Genomic DNA, 13,513 nt, shown 5'->3' with positions numbered 1-13,513 from the left:
CAATGTTCGAGTCAGTACAGTCGCTGCTGACCGAGCATGCGGATCTTGAGGGCCAGCTTGCTGACCCCGAGCTCCACTCAGACCCGGTCCGCTCCAAGAAGGTCAACCGTCGCTACGCCGAGTTGTCGCGCATTGTTGCGGCATACAACGAGTGGCGTCAACTGACCGATGACCTTGCGGCAGCCACCGAAATGGCTGATGAAGATGAGTCGTTCGCCGCAGAGATCCCCGGCCTCACCGAGACTCTCGAGGTTGCGCAAGAGAAACTGCGCCGCATTTTGATTCCACGAGACCCCAACGATTCCCGTGACGTGATCATGGAAATCAAAATGGGAGAAGGCGGAGCTGAATCGGCCCTCTTTGCGGGTGACTTGTTGCGCATGTACCTCCACTACGCAGAGTCGAAGAAGTGGAAAACCGAGATTATCGAGCAGACCTCGAGTGACCTCGGCGGCATCAAGGATGTCCAGCTCGCTATTAAGGGCAATTCGAGCGATCCCGCTGAGGGCGTCTGGGCGCACTTGAAGTACGAGGGTGGAGTGCACCGTGTTCAGCGCGTGCCCGCTACGGAGTCTCAGGGGCGCATCCACACTTCCGCTGCTGGTGTATTGGTGTTTCCCGAGGTCGACGAGCCTGAAGAGGTCGAGATCAGCCAGAACGATCTCAAAATCGATGTGTATCGCTCCTCGGGTCCTGGCGGCCAGTCCGTGAACACGACGGATTCCGCTGTTCGTATTACTCACCTTCCGACCGGCATCGTCGTGGCTATGCAGAACGAGAAATCGCAACTGCAGAACCGCGAAGCCGGTATGCGAGTGCTTCGTGCGCGCATCTTGGCTCGTTACCAAGAAGAAGCGGATGCCGAAGCGAGCGAGTACCGCAAGAGTCAGATCCGCACAATGGATCGCTCCGAGCGCATTCGCACGTACAACTTCCCCGAAAACCGCATTGCTGATCACCGCACGGGATACAAGGCTTACAACCTTGATCAGGCGATCAACGGCGCGCTTGAGCCCGTTATTCAGTCGTGCATCATGGCCGACGAAGAGGCACGCTTGGCTGAAGTGGGAACCGACTCCTGAGCGGGGTAACGCCTGCTGACAATGGCTCCAGTGTCGCTGACCTTCTGGCCAGCGGCACTGAGTTGTTGAACGGCGGGGGAGTGCCCACTCCCGAGGTTGATGCCGAGCTGCTTCTGGCTCACGTTCTTGAGTTGGGGCGTGGTGAGCTTCGTGTTCGCATCGTCACCGGCGCCACCGTGCCCGCAGACAAAGCGGCGCACGCTCGTGAGCTTTTTGCACGCCGCGCTGCCCGCGAACCCCTGCAGCACATCACAGGTATGGCGCCGTTCCGCAATCTTGAGCTCAGCGTGGGGCCGGGTGTTTTCGTTCCTCGCCCCGAGACCGAAACGGTCGTGCAGTTCGCGATCGACGCCCTCAATGCCAGCGCGACGCCCGAACCTATCGGCGTTGACCTGGGCACGGGTAGTGGCGCTATCGCTCTCGCCATGGCCACCGAGGTCACGCGCGCTCGCATCTTTGCGGTCGAGCTCTCGCCCGACGCCATGCCCTACACGAGTGAAAACTTTCGCCGCTATGGCGAGCCGAACGCAACATTGATCAACGCTGACCTGGGCGATGCTTTCCCCGAACTCAACGGCACCGTTGACGTCGTGATTTCGAATCCGCCGTATATTCCGGCCGCTGCGATTCCACGCGATATCGAAGTTCAGCTTCATGATCCCGCGCTGGCGCTCTACGGGGGAGAAGACGGCATGGATGTCGTACGCCGCGTGTCGACGACCGCGCGCCGTTTGCTCCACGACGGTGGCACTCTCGTACTCGAGCACGGCGAAGAACAAGCTCCGGCCCTTGCCGCGCTGCTCACGGCGGACGGGTGGAGAGCCGTAGCTCACCACAAAGACCTTCTCGGTCGCGACCGCGCGACGACGGCGCTCCTCTAAGTCGACGCTCGCGATGTTCGCGACGCTCGAACCATCCGCAGAACTCCCACCGGTCTAAGCGCGAGCGGCTGCAAACTCTTCGATCGCGGCATGCATGCCGGCGCACGTGCGAAACTCGTGCCCGGTAATGCCGAGACTCTCGGCTGCGGCAACGTTTTCGGGCATGTCATCGGCAAAGAACGCGTTCTCGGGTGCGACGCCGTACGCCTCTAGCGCTCGTTCAAACACGACCGGGTTGGGCTTACGGGCGCGGTAGTGGCTTGAAGTCCGCAGGTGATCGCCGAAGATCTCGACAAGTTCGGGGGCGACGGTGGCGAGGTGGTCACCGAGGAGCGCTCCGTTGTTGGTCAACAGGGTCGCTTGGCCGAGTTCTGTGGCGCGGCGGGCGGCCGCGAGCGAATCGGGCCACGGCGTCATTGCTGCCGCTCGAATCTCTAGCCAGCTGGCGAGATCCACACGCTGGCCGATGGCTTCTTCGAAGGCGGCAAGGTATTCTTCGCCCGTGGAGTAGAGCCCTGCCTCGGCGCCAAATTCGCCATCATCGTGCCACCAGCGGCGGCGGAGTTCGAGAAAGCTGAGGCCCGTGAGCTCGCTCATCGCGGTCATCCGCCCACGCCAGTCGTAGTCGTAGAGCACGTCATCCATGTCAAAGATGAAAAGCAGCGTCATTGTTTGCCATCGCTATCTGTTAGTCGTGACCAGTCTTTCACTGTTTCTCCCGGTACCATGTTGGGGACATGGATGACCTCTACGATTGCGCCGACGAAGCCCAACTCCTCACCGGTATGAGAATGGCGCGGGTGGCGATTGGCCGTGGCGACCTCGTCGTCATTCCCACCGATACCGTTTATGGCGTCGCGGCAGACGCTTTTCAACCGGATGCGGTGCAGAAACTTATTGACGCCAAGGGACGTACTCGGCAGTCGCCTCCTCCGGTGCTCATCCCCGGCATCCCCACGCTTGATGCTCTCGCGGCGACGGTGCCCGATGAAGTGCGCGCGCTCGTGGCCGAGTTTTGGCCCGGTGGTCTCACCATCATTCTTCCTGCTCAGCCCTCGCTGAGTTGGGACCTGGGGGAGACCCAGGGCACGGTTGCTTTGCGGATGCCGTCGAACCGTATCGCCCTCGAACTCTTGTCAGAGACAGGACCGCTCGCGGTCTCCAGCGCTAACAGCACTGGTCTGCCGGCCGCTCGTACGGCTGAGGCGGCTCACGAGATGCTCGGCGACTCCGTGTCGGTGTACCTGAGCGACGGTGAGGGCGGCGAGCTCGCGTCGACCATCGTGGATGCCACGGGTCTGCTTGTTGAGGGTGGCAAGCTGCGCATCGTGCGCGAAGGCGTCATTTCGGCCGACGCTATTCGCGATCTGATCGGGGCCGATCTGTGCGAATAATTTTTTACTTCTTCATCGCGGGCATTGCCTCCGTGGTGACGTATGCGCTGTCGTTGGTGGTGTTGAAACTCGCGCGCAAGTACAAGCTCTACCCCCAAGTTCGTCAACGAGACGTTCACTCCACCCCTACGCCTCGCTTAGGCGGCGTGGCAATGTTCTTCGGCGTGGTGGTCGCGTTTGCGGTGGCATCCTCGTTTAGCAACTTTTCCATCATCTTCAACGATCCGGCGAAAGTATTTGGGCTTCTCGGGGCGGCGCTCATTATTGTCGCGATCGGCGTCGCTGACGACATCTGGGATCTGGACTGGCTCACCAAACTCGCCGGTCAAATAATCGCTGCTTTCGTGGTGGCGTGGCCGGGGGTTCAACTGTCTACCCTGCCGATTGGCGGCAAGACGATCGTGTCGCCACACGTGTCGATCATCATCACTATCTTCGCAATCGTTCTCGTCATGAATGCGGTCAATTTCATCGATGGCCTTGACGGACTCGTGGCTGGTGTTGCGATCATTGCAAGCAGCGTCTTCTTCGTCTACGCCTATCTCCTGCAAGGGCAGGCGCAAACCGAATACTTCAACCTTGCATCGCTCACCACGGCAATCCTCATTGGGGCATGCGTGGGGCTGCTGCCGGTGAACTTCTACCCGGCACGAATGTTCATGGGCGACGCGGGGGCGTTGCTCGTGGGGCTGCTCATGGCAGCATCCGCGATCTCAGTGACAGGTCAGGTTGACGATAGCTACCTTGCCCAACCAGATAAATTCACGCTCGGCTTTCTGCCGGCATTTATTCCGATTCTCCTCCCGATTGCCGTGCTTGTTATCCCTTTGCTTGACTTCGGGCTCGCGATCATTCGTCGTCTCCGTGCAGGCAAGTCGCCCTTCACCGCCGACCGCAAGCACTTGCACCACCGTCTGCTCGATATGGGGCATTCGCACTTGCACGCCGTGCTGATCCTTTATAGCTGGACCTTTGTGGCATCCGTGGGCGTTCTTGCGTTCACCTTTGTTCCTTGGCGCTGGGGCGCGCTGATGTTCATCGCCGGTCTAGCCGTGTGCGCAGCAATTACTCTCGCGCCCTTGAGCCGTCGCAAGTCACGAGAGGCCGCCGCGCAGCGACTGGCGGCGGAGCAAGAGGCGGATGACGTGGCACGATTCGACGGGCTGGATGCTGCATCCACTGCACCGATCGCCACTACTTTGCTCAGCACCTACAGCGACTCAGCTGCCCCTGGCGCACCACGTACGCCCCGATCTCCCCACACGAAGGAACCTACAGAATGAAATCTTCAGCAATCCTCGGCCGTGCGATCGCTTACGGAGCGGTCCTGACCGTCAGCATCGCTGTCGTCGGTTCCATCATTGGCTATTTCGTAGCGGGAACCTCGGGAATGATCAGCGCCCTCATTGGTGCTGGTCTCACCGCACTTTTCATGGGTCTCACCGCCGGCAGCATCGTCATCGCGTCTCGAGCGAGTGGCGGAGATTCCTCGAGCACGATCTTCTTTGCAGTCGTGCTCGGCGCGTGGCTCATGAAGTTCGTTGTCTTCATCGTGATCCTCGTGGTTCTACGTAGCCAACCATTCCTTGAGCCCGTCGTCTTCTTCTTCGCGATGCTCGCCGCAGTGCTGGGAAGCCTCGTTGTTGACGTGCTTGCTTTTGTTCGTGCCCGCGAGAGTTATGTGCCTGGAGTGCAGTTGCCAGGTGAAGATACCTCGACGTCAAACTAATCGGTCGGATTCGCTTTCAGATTCGTCGTGAGCGTAATTCTCTTGATAGAGTTGACCCTGCTACAACCCCCATCTTTCATCGCCGCGTAGTTACACGCCCCGATTCTGGAGACAGCGCTGTTATATAACGCTCTCGCGCTCATTGCGCCCTTTGCCACCGATGACGGATCAGGCGACGGGGGCTTTCACGGTCCTACGTTGTTCGATTTCTACCCGCCTGCCATCTTCTTTGATGGCACGCCGTTCGAGATCAACCGCCTCATGCTTATCCGATTCCTTGCGATAGCGCTCGTTATCATCCTGTTCTGGCTCGGAACGCGCCGCATGCGGATGATTCCCGGTCGCGGCCAAAGCCTTCTCGAAATGGCCGTTGGCTTCGTTCAGGGAAACATTGCTGAGGGCGCGCTCGGCAAGGAAGACGGCAAGCGATTCATGCCGATCCTCGCGAGCATGTTCTTCATGGTGCTCGCCATGAACCTCACGGGTATTGTCCCCGGCCTCAACCTCGCGGGAACATCCGTTATCGGTGTCCCACTTGTGCTCGCAATAGTGGCCTATGTGGCCTTCATTTATGCAGGCATCAAGAAACAAGGCGCAAACTTCTTCAAGGCTTCGCTCTTCCCCGCCGGTGTCCCGTGGTACCTCTACATCGTTGTCACGCCGATTGAGTTTCTCTCCACGTTCATTCTTCGCCCAGTGACACTTGCGCTGCGACTTCTGATGAACATGGTTGCCGGTCACATGCTTCTGGTGCTCTGCTTCTCGGCGACGCACTTCTTCCTGTTCACTGCTGGCGGCTTTTTCGGTCTGTTCAGCATTGGCACCCTCGCCTTTGGCTTCATCTTCACAATCTTCGAACTACTTGTTGCGGTACTTCAGGCTTATGTCTTCACATTCCTGACCGCCGTATACATCCAGCTCGCGCTGGTCGAAGAGCACTAGACCGATCCCGGCACTCGCCTGGATTAGAAAACCACGGAAGGAAACACAAATGAACGTCGCAGAGTTGACTGGAAGCATTGCACCCCTCGCATTCGGTGTTGCAACCATCGGACCCGCCATCGGTGTGGGCATCGTCGTAGGAAAGACCGTTGAGTCGGTTGCACGCCAGCCCGAACTTCAGGGTCGCCTCACGGGCCTCATGTTCCTCGGTATTGCATTCACCGAGGCGCTCGCATTCGTTGCGATCGCAGTTGCATTCATCCCATTCCCCGGCTAATTACTAATAACTGATTGAGGAGGCTGGGATGCTAACCGCAATACTGGCTGCAGCAACGGAGGGCGAATCGCCTAACCCGTTGATCCCGGAGATCTACGACATTGTTTGGTCGTTGGTTTGCTTCGCTATCATCTTGTTCTTCTTCTGGAAGAAGTTCCTTCCAGCACTGACGAAGACGCTAGATGCTCGCGCTGAGGCCATCGAAGGTGGCATCAAGAAGGCTGAGATCGCTCAGGCTGAAGCGGCTACTGCTCTCGAGCAGTACAAGACGCAGCTCGCTGAAGGTCGTGCCGAAGCCGCGAAGATTCGCGAACAGGCTCGTCTTGAGGGAACCACAATCGTCAACGAGCTCAAGGAGCAGGCGACGGTCGAAGCCGCTCGCATTACTGCGAACGCTCAAGCAACGATCGAAGCAGAACGCCAGGCGGCACTCGTCTCGCTCCGCAGTGAAGTTGGCTCAATGGCCATCGACCTCGCTTCGGGTGTTATCGGGCAGAGCCTGACGGATGACAAGAAGTCGTCGGCTCTCGTCGACCAGTTCTTGGCTGACCTCGAGGCATCAGAGAAGGCAAAGGCGAAGAAGTAATGGGATCAGCTACGAGAGAAGCGCTTGTTGCAGCGAAGGATGCACTCGCATCCGTCACTGCCAAGAACTCTCTGGCCACGGGCGCAGAGCTGTTCAAAGCAGGACGCGTAGTGGGCGACTCCGCTCAGCTTCGTGCTGTTTTGGCTGACCCTGCCGTCGACGCGAAAGACAAGGCCGCAACAGTCGGCTCGGTTTTCTCGTCGCTGAGCGCCTCAACGCGCACCGTACTCTCAGCCATCGTGAGCGCTCGCTGGTCGAGCGCCGACGACCTACTCGCAGGAATCGAAGAGGTCGGCATTCGTGCGATCGCTAAGTCGGCTCCGGCAAAGCTCGCCATCGAAGACGAACTCTTCGCATTCGGTGCGACCGTCGCGTCTGACGCACAGCTCGAACTTGCTGTTGGCAGCAAGCTTGGTTCGGCAGCAGCAAAATCGAAGCTCGTCGGTTCCTTGCTCACAGGCAAGGCGTCGGAGCAAACGGCACTGATCGTGGATCACCTCGTTCAGCAGCCCCGTGGGCGTCGCATCGGGGAACTCGTTTCCACGGCCGCTGACATCGTTGCGGATCAGGCAGGCAAGGCCGTCGCAACCATTACGACCGCCGCACCGCTTAAGGCAGCACAGCTTGAGCGCCTACGGGCAGGACTTGCCAGCAACTACGGACGCGAGCTCAAGCTCAACGTTCGTCTCGACCCCTCGATTATCGGTGGGGTTCGCGTGCAGATCGGTGACGAAGTCATCGACGGCAGCGTTTCCACCAAGCTCAACGACCTCAGGATCCAACTCGCAGGTTAGCGAGTTAGCAGAACTTTCCACGGAATAGGAAAACACAATGGCAGAACTCAGCATCAGTCCGGACGAGATCCGCGACGCGCTCAAGGACTTCGTCAAGGCTTACGAGCCCGGCAAGGCCGCGAACACCGAAACCGGAACGGTCATTGACGCATCCGACGGCATCGCCCACGTCGAGGGACTCCCCGGCGTTATGGCCAACGAGCTCATCCGCTTCGCCGATGGAACTCTGGGCCTCGCTCAGAACCTCGACGAAGACGAGATCGGTGTTGTTGTTCTCGGTGAGTTCACCGGCATCGTCGAAGGTATGGAAGTTACTCGCACTGGCGAGGTTCTTTCCTCGCCCGTCGGAGACGGATTCCTCGGCCGTGTAGTCGACCCGCTGGGTAACCCCATCGATGGTCTCGGCGACATCAAGGCAGAAGGCCGCCGCGCCCTTGAGCTTCAGGCTCCCGGCGTCATGGCCCGTAAGAGCGTGCACGAGCCCATGCAGACCGGAATCAAGGCAATCGACGCCATGATCCCGATCGGCCGTGGCCAGCGCCAGCTGATCATTGGTGACCGCCAGACGGGTAAAACCGCCATTGCGATCGACACCATCATCAACCAGAAGGACAACTGGGAGTCGGGCGACGAGAACAAGCAGGTTCGCTGCATCTACGTTGCTATCGGTCAAAAGGGTTCCACGATCGCTGCCGTCAAGGGCGCGCTCGAGGACGCCGGCGCCATGGAGTACACCACCATCGTGGCTGCTCCCGCATCCGACCCCGCAGGTTTCAAGTACCTCGCTCCCTACACCGGTTCGGCCATTGGCCAGCACTGGATGTACGGCGGCAAGCACGTACTGATCATCTTTGATGACCTCTCCAAGCAGGCTGAGGCCTACCGTGCCGTTTCGCTGCTGCTGCGCCGTCCGCCAGGACGTGAGGCATACCCCGGTGACGTGTTCTACCTGCACTCCCGTCTGCTCGAGCGTTGTGCAAAGCTCTCGGACGAGCTAGGTGCTGGTTCGATGACCGGTCTTCCGATCATCGAGACCAAGGCCAACGACGTTGCTGCCTACATCCCGACCAACGTGATCTCGATCACCGACGGCCAAATCTTCTTGCAGTCCGACCTCTTCAACGCCAACCAGCGCCCCGCTGTTGACGTTGGAATCTCGGTCTCGCGAGTCGGTGGTGACGCTCAGGTCAAGTCGATCAAGAAGGTTTCGGGAACCCTGAAGCTGGAACTGGCTCAGTACCGTTCGCTCGAGGCATTCGCGATGTTCGCATCCGACCTCGACGCAACGAGCCGTCGCCAGCTCGCTCGCGGCGCACGTCTCACCGAGCTGCTGCGCCAGCCGCAGTACTCGCCGTTCCCCGTCGAGAACCAGGTCGTTTCGATCTGGGCGGGCACCAACGGCAAGCTCGATGAAGTTCCCGTCGAAGACGTGCTTCGTTTCGAAAGCGAACTCCACGACTACCTCGCACGCAACACTAAGGTGCTCGACACGCTCCGCGAGAAGAACGCACTCGACGACCAGCTGATCGCTGACATGGACGCCGCAGTCGAAGCCTTCAAGCTCGGCTTCCAAACCGGTGAGGGCAAATCCCTCAACTCTGTGGGAACCGAAGAGTTCGACGAGATCGCTGAAGAAGACATCGCCCAAGAGCAGATCGTCAAGCAGAAGCGCTGAGCTTCGCACCAGTGATCATCGACCAACACGACATAGAAAGTTAGAAAGCCATGGGAGCGCAACTTCGGGTCTACCGGCAGAAAATCAGTTCTGCCAAGACGACCAAGAAGATCACACGCGCGATGGAGCTGATCTCCGCGTCGCGCATTCAAAAGGCGAAACAGCGGGTTGCTGCATCGGGCCCGTATTCGCGTGCGGTCACGCGCGCTGTTTCGGCGGTGGCGACTTTCTCGAACGTCGATCACGTGCTCACAACAGAACCAGAGAACGTCGAACGCGCTGCGGTCGTCATCTTCTCCAGTGACCGTGGCCTAGCGGGAGCGTTCAACGCGAACGTACTCCGCGAAGCCGGGGAGCTTGCAGCCCGACTTGAGGGTGAAGGCAAGGAAGTCATCTACTACCTCGTCGGTCGCAAGGCTGCTGGGTACTTCGCTTTCCGAAAGCGCGACGCGGAGCAGATCTGGACCGGCGGTACGGATGCTCCCGAGTTTGAGATCGCCAAGGAGATTGGCGACGCAGTCGTCGGCAAGTTCCTGCAGCCCGCAAGCGAGGGTGGTGTAGACGAGATCCACATCGTTTATAACCGCATGGTGAGTATGCTGCTGCAGGTTCCTGAAGTGGTGCGACTTCTCCCGTTGGAGATCGTCGAAGGCGTAGAAGCCCCAGACGAGAATGACGTTCTCCCTCTCTACGAGTTTGAGCCTGAGGTCGACAAAGTACTAGACGCCCTGCTCCCGGTTTACATCGAGAGTCGTATCTTCAACGCCATGCTTCAGTCTGCTGCTGCAAAGCACGCCGCAACGCAGAAGGCAATGAAGTCTGCAAGCGATAACGCAGACAAGCTCATCAACGACTACACACGTCTCGCAAACAACGCGCGTCAGTCCGAGATCACCCAGCAGATTTCCGAGATCGTGGGCGGCGCGGACGCCCTGAGCTCGGCTAAGTAAGAACCATAGATAGGGAAGCCATGACTGAAAAAGCCCCGGCCAAAAAGGCCCCAGCAAAGAAGACGCCCGCGAAGAAGGCGCCCACGAAGAAGGCAGCCGCCGCCGCTGTTGCTGTCGCCGGCGTAGGTCGCATCGCACGCGTAACCGGTCCCGTTGTGGACGTCGAGTTCCCGCACGACTCGATCCCCGGTATCTACAACGCTCTCAAGACCAACGTTTCAATCGGTGGCGAGACCGCTGAGATCACGCTCGAAGTTGCTCAGCACCTCGGCGACGACGTTGTTCGTGCTATCGCGCTCAAGCCGACTGACGGCCTTGTGCGTGGGCAGGAAGTTCGCGACACAGGTGAGCAAATCACGGTTCCCGTTGGTGACATCACCAAGGGCAAGGTCTTCAGCGTTACCGGAGAGATCCTGAACGCGGATGCCGATGGCAAGGTCAACGGCGAAACGATCGAGATCACCGAGCGTTGGCCTATTCACCGCAAGCCCCCAGCCTTCGACCAGCTCGAGTCGAAGACCGAACTCTTCGAAACCGGAATCAAGGTCATCGACCTTCTCACCCCGTACGTACAGGGTGGAAAGATCGGACTGTTCGGTGGTGCCGGTGTTGGTAAGACCGTTCTGATCCAGGAAATGATTCAGCGTGTGGCTCAGGACCACGGTGGAGTTTCCGTATTTGCCGGTGTTGGTGAGCGTACCCGTGAAGGTAACGACCTCATCGCCGAGATGGACGAAGCAGGAGTCTTCGACAAGACGGCCCTAGTCTTCGGCCAGATGGATGAGCCGCCAGGAACACGTCTCCGCGTCGCCCTCTCGGCGCTGACCATGGCTGAGTACTTCCGCGATGTGCAGAAGCAAGACGTGTTGCTCTTCATCGACAACATCTTCCGCTTCACGCAGGCCGGTTCTGAGGTTTCGACCCTGCTGGGTCGTATGCCTTCCGCCGTGGGATACCAGCCAAACCTCGCCGACGAGATGGGTCTCCTTCAGGAGCGCATCACCTCGACACGTGGACACTCGATTACGTCACTCCAGGCCATTTACGTTCCTGCCGATGACTACACCGACCCCGCGCCGGCAACGACCTTCGCCCACCTCGACGCCACGACTGAGCTCAGCCGTGAAATCGCATCGAAGGGTTTGTACCCGGCCGTTGACCCTCTCACCTCAACGAGTCGTATCCTCGACCCCCGTTACCTAGGTGCCGACCACTACCGCGTTGCTACCGACGTGAAGCAGATTCTGCAGAAGAACAAGGAACTCCAGGAGATCATCGCGATCCTCGGTGTCGACGAGCTCTCTGAAGAAGACAAGATCACGGTATCGCGCGCACGTCGTATCCAGCAGTTCCTCTCACAGAACACCTACATGGCGAAGAAGTTCACCGGTGTTGAGGGATCGACTGTTCCGCTCAAGGACACCATCGAATCGTTTGACGCGATCGTCAAGGGCGAATTCGACCACGTTGCTGAGCAGGCGTTCTTCAACGTCGGTAGCATCAGCGATGTCGAAGAACAGTGGGCCAAGATTCAGAAAGAGAACTCCTAACAATGGCAGTTCTCGCAGTGAGCGTTGTCTCCGCCGACCAGGAACTCTGGTCGGGGGAGGCGACCCAGCTCATCGCTCGCACCACCGAAGGTGAGATCGGAATTCTCCCCGGCCACGAACCGCTTCTCGCGATTTTGGCTAAGGGTGAAGTCCGTGTGTCAACGGCAGACGGGCAGACCGTGACCGCGATCGCGGACAACGGCTTCCTCTCGGTTGAAAACAACACCGTAACCGTGGTTGCTAGCACCGCAGAACTGGTCTAGCTTTCTACTCATGCTTATAGCGATGGCCGGGTTGCCGGGTGCAGGAAAGTCGACTCTCGCAGAGGTCGTTGGCGCCCGGCGCAAGACCACCGTGTTGTCTGTCGACCAGATAGAGACAGCGATCCTTAAGGCCGGCATTAGCGCCGGACAACCCACAGGGCTCGCTGCCTATCTGGTCGCAGAAACGCTCGCCGAGTCGGTGCTGATGAACGACAACGACATCATCATCGATGCTGTCAATGCCGTCGACCCAGCTCGCGAGCAATGGGTCAGCCTCGCTGAGCGTACCGGCTCGGGCATCCGCTTCATCGAAGTCGTGTGCTCCGACGAGGAGCTGCACAAAGAGCGTCTCGTGGAGCGCACCGCTAAGCGCGAACTTGCGGGAGCACCCGATCGCGACGCCGTCGAGCAGAGCGTTGAAGAGTATTCCCCGTGGAGCGGAGTGAGCGGCGCAGTAGCCCGCATCACCCTCGACTCTGCCGGACCCATCGGCGTCAACGTCGAACGGGCATCCGCGTTCCTCGACGCGTGATCGTTCTCCTTCCTCCCTCCGAAACTAAGCGTGACGGGGGAGATCAGAGTGCCGTGCTCGACTGGGATCGCCTCTCGTTTCCCGAGCTCACTCAGCCACGCCGAGCCGTAGTCGCTGCGGTCTCAGAGCTCGCTGAGGACACTGAATCCGCCCAGCGCGCCCTCGGCATCAGTGCGAAACAGCTTTTCGAAGTGGAGCGCAACCGCACGCTGGCCACGGCGCCGGTATTACCAGCCCTCGAACGCTATACCGGCGTGCTCTTCGACGGTTTGGATGCCGCAACCATGACCGCTGACGAGCGGTCGTTCGCCCACGAGACTGTGGTCGTGCATTCTGCTCTGTTCGGCCCGATCGGCGCCAGCGATCCCATTCCCGCGTACCGTCTCTCTCATAACTCCAAAGTCCCCGGGCTTCCATTGAAGAAGCATTGGCGAGCTCCGGCATCCGAGGCTCTTGCCGGTCTCGGAGGGCTCCAGCTCGACCTTCGCTCCGAAGCGTACGCACAGCTGGGCGCGGCAGGGGAGAACAGTGCCTACTTGCGAGTGGTGACGGCGGGTGCAGATGGTAAGCGTGTGGCGTTGAGTCACTTCAACAAGAAATCCAAGGGACTCTTCACTCGAGCCCTTGTGCGGGCAGGGATCCGCCATCCAACGGTCGACTCGCTTCTCGAGTGGGCAAACGGTGCCGGCTTCCAGCTGGAACGAGGAGCGCCGGGCGAACTCGACCTGGTCGTCGAGAACGCCTAGCCCCCAGAGCCCGTGCTGGGGGCCCGCTCGTTGCAACGCCACAGTGTCGACCCTGCCGCCGAAGAGTTGACGCTGTCGGCCCGCAGAGCCTACGCTGCCGGACCCGGCGCTG

16 protein-coding genes are annotated in these 13,513 nt (G+C 59.6%); 15 read left to right on the top strand and 1 reads right to left on the bottom strand.

Going from position 1 to position 13,513, the window contains the following annotated elements; all coding sequences use genetic code 11:
• The first annotated feature begins 2 nt into the window (after positions 1-2).
• Entirely contained in the window at positions 3-1,082 is a 1,080-nt protein-coding gene (prfA, locus tag ACR3YK_RS00840) for a peptide chain release factor 1 (protein ID WP_486175373.1), read from the top strand.
• A 44-nt stretch (positions 1,083-1,126) separates the two neighbouring features.
• The gene (gene prmC / locus ACR3YK_RS00835; RefSeq protein WP_486176358.1) at positions 1,127-1,963 is read left to right on the top strand and encodes a peptide chain release factor N(5)-glutamine methyltransferase; all 837 of its coding nucleotides are present in this window, start codon (positions 1,127-1,129) and stop codon (positions 1,961-1,963) included.
• A 54-nt stretch (positions 1,964-2,017) separates the two neighbouring features.
• Here the strand turns inward: prmC and ACR3YK_RS00830 are convergent, their stop codons facing one another.
• Positions 2,018-2,632 (bottom strand): HAD-IA family hydrolase, encoded by a 615-nt coding sequence (locus ACR3YK_RS00830; RefSeq protein WP_486175372.1) that lies wholly within the window; start codon positions 2,630-2,632, stop codon positions 2,018-2,020.
• A 68-nt stretch (positions 2,633-2,700) separates the two neighbouring features.
• On the opposite strand from ACR3YK_RS00830, the gene ACR3YK_RS00825 reads away from it, so the two are divergent.
• The 13 genes from ACR3YK_RS00825 to ACR3YK_RS00765 all read left to right on the top strand — a co-directional run bounded on the left by ACR3YK_RS00825 (position 2,701) and on the right by ACR3YK_RS00765 (position 13,401).
• Positions 2,701-3,357, top strand: coding sequence for an L-threonylcarbamoyladenylate synthase (locus tag ACR3YK_RS00825; RefSeq protein ID WP_486175371.1), 657 nt, complete (start codon positions 2,701-2,703; stop codon positions 3,355-3,357).
• Positions 3,354-4,640, top strand: coding sequence for an MraY family glycosyltransferase (locus tag ACR3YK_RS00820; RefSeq protein WP_486176357.1), 1,287 nt, complete (start codon positions 3,354-3,356; stop codon positions 4,638-4,640). Before ACR3YK_RS00825 ends, ACR3YK_RS00820 begins: the two co-directional genes overlap by 4 nt.
• Entirely contained in the window at positions 4,637-5,086 is a 450-nt protein-coding gene (locus ACR3YK_RS00815) for a Cg1360 family ATP-synthase-associated protein (protein WP_486175370.1), read from the top strand. The genes ACR3YK_RS00820 and ACR3YK_RS00815 overlap by 4 nt, the downstream gene beginning before the upstream one ends.
• A 141-nt stretch (positions 5,087-5,227) precedes the next feature.
• Positions 5,228-6,028 (top strand): F0F1 ATP synthase subunit A, encoded by an 801-nt coding sequence (gene atpB / locus ACR3YK_RS00810; RefSeq protein WP_486176356.1) that lies wholly within the window; start codon positions 5,228-5,230, stop codon positions 6,026-6,028.
• Positions 6,029-6,077: 49 nt separating this feature from the next.
• A complete protein-coding gene (atpE, locus tag ACR3YK_RS00805) occupies positions 6,078-6,305 on the top strand; it encodes an ATP synthase F0 subunit C (RefSeq protein ID WP_486175369.1) in 228 nt (75 codons plus the stop codon).
• A 28-nt stretch (positions 6,306-6,333) separates the two neighbouring features.
• The gene (locus ACR3YK_RS00800; RefSeq protein ID WP_486175368.1) at positions 6,334-6,891 is read left to right on the top strand and encodes a F0F1 ATP synthase subunit B; all 558 of its coding nucleotides are present in this window, start codon (positions 6,334-6,336) and stop codon (positions 6,889-6,891) included.
• Positions 6,891-7,685, top strand: a complete 795-nt coding sequence (locus tag ACR3YK_RS00795) for a F0F1 ATP synthase subunit delta (protein ID WP_486175367.1) — start codon at positions 6,891-6,893, stop codon at positions 7,683-7,685. The genes ACR3YK_RS00800 and ACR3YK_RS00795 overlap by 1 nt, the downstream gene beginning before the upstream one ends.
• Before the next feature lie 37 nt (positions 7,686-7,722).
• Positions 7,723-9,360 (top strand): F0F1 ATP synthase subunit alpha, encoded by a 1,638-nt coding sequence (atpA, locus tag ACR3YK_RS00790; protein WP_486175366.1) that lies wholly within the window; start codon positions 7,723-7,725, stop codon positions 9,358-9,360.
• Between the two features lie 50 nt (positions 9,361-9,410).
• Positions 9,411-10,310, top strand: a complete 900-nt coding sequence (locus ACR3YK_RS00785) for a F0F1 ATP synthase subunit gamma (RefSeq protein ID WP_486175365.1) — start codon at positions 9,411-9,413, stop codon at positions 10,308-10,310.
• A 20-nt stretch (positions 10,311-10,330) separates the two neighbouring features.
• On the top strand, positions 10,331-11,860 hold the full coding sequence (atpD, locus tag ACR3YK_RS00780; protein ID WP_486175364.1) for a F0F1 ATP synthase subunit beta: 1,530 nt from the start codon (positions 10,331-10,333) through the stop codon (positions 11,858-11,860).
• A 2-nt stretch (positions 11,861-11,862) separates the two neighbouring features.
• Positions 11,863-12,123 (top strand): F0F1 ATP synthase subunit epsilon, encoded by a 261-nt coding sequence (locus tag ACR3YK_RS00775; protein ID WP_100389979.1) that lies wholly within the window; start codon positions 11,863-11,865, stop codon positions 12,121-12,123.
• A 10-nt stretch (positions 12,124-12,133) separates the two neighbouring features.
• Positions 12,134-12,655 carry a P-loop nucleotide/nucleoside kinase family protein gene (locus tag ACR3YK_RS00770; protein WP_486175363.1) on the top strand — a complete coding sequence of 174 codons (522 nt, stop codon included), beginning with the start codon at positions 12,134-12,136 and terminating at the stop codon, positions 12,653-12,655.
• Positions 12,652-13,401 carry a YaaA family protein gene (locus tag ACR3YK_RS00765; protein ID WP_486175362.1) on the top strand — a complete coding sequence of 250 codons (750 nt, stop codon included), beginning with the start codon at positions 12,652-12,654 and terminating at the stop codon, positions 13,399-13,401. The genes ACR3YK_RS00770 and ACR3YK_RS00765 overlap by 4 nt, the downstream gene beginning before the upstream one ends.
• Positions 13,402-13,513: the final 112 nt, after the last annotated feature.

Source organism: Salinibacterium sp. 10G20-15 (assembly GCF_057365065.1).
Note: the sequence above shows the minus strand (reverse complement) of the source record. Positions and strands in the feature narration are given on the sequence as shown.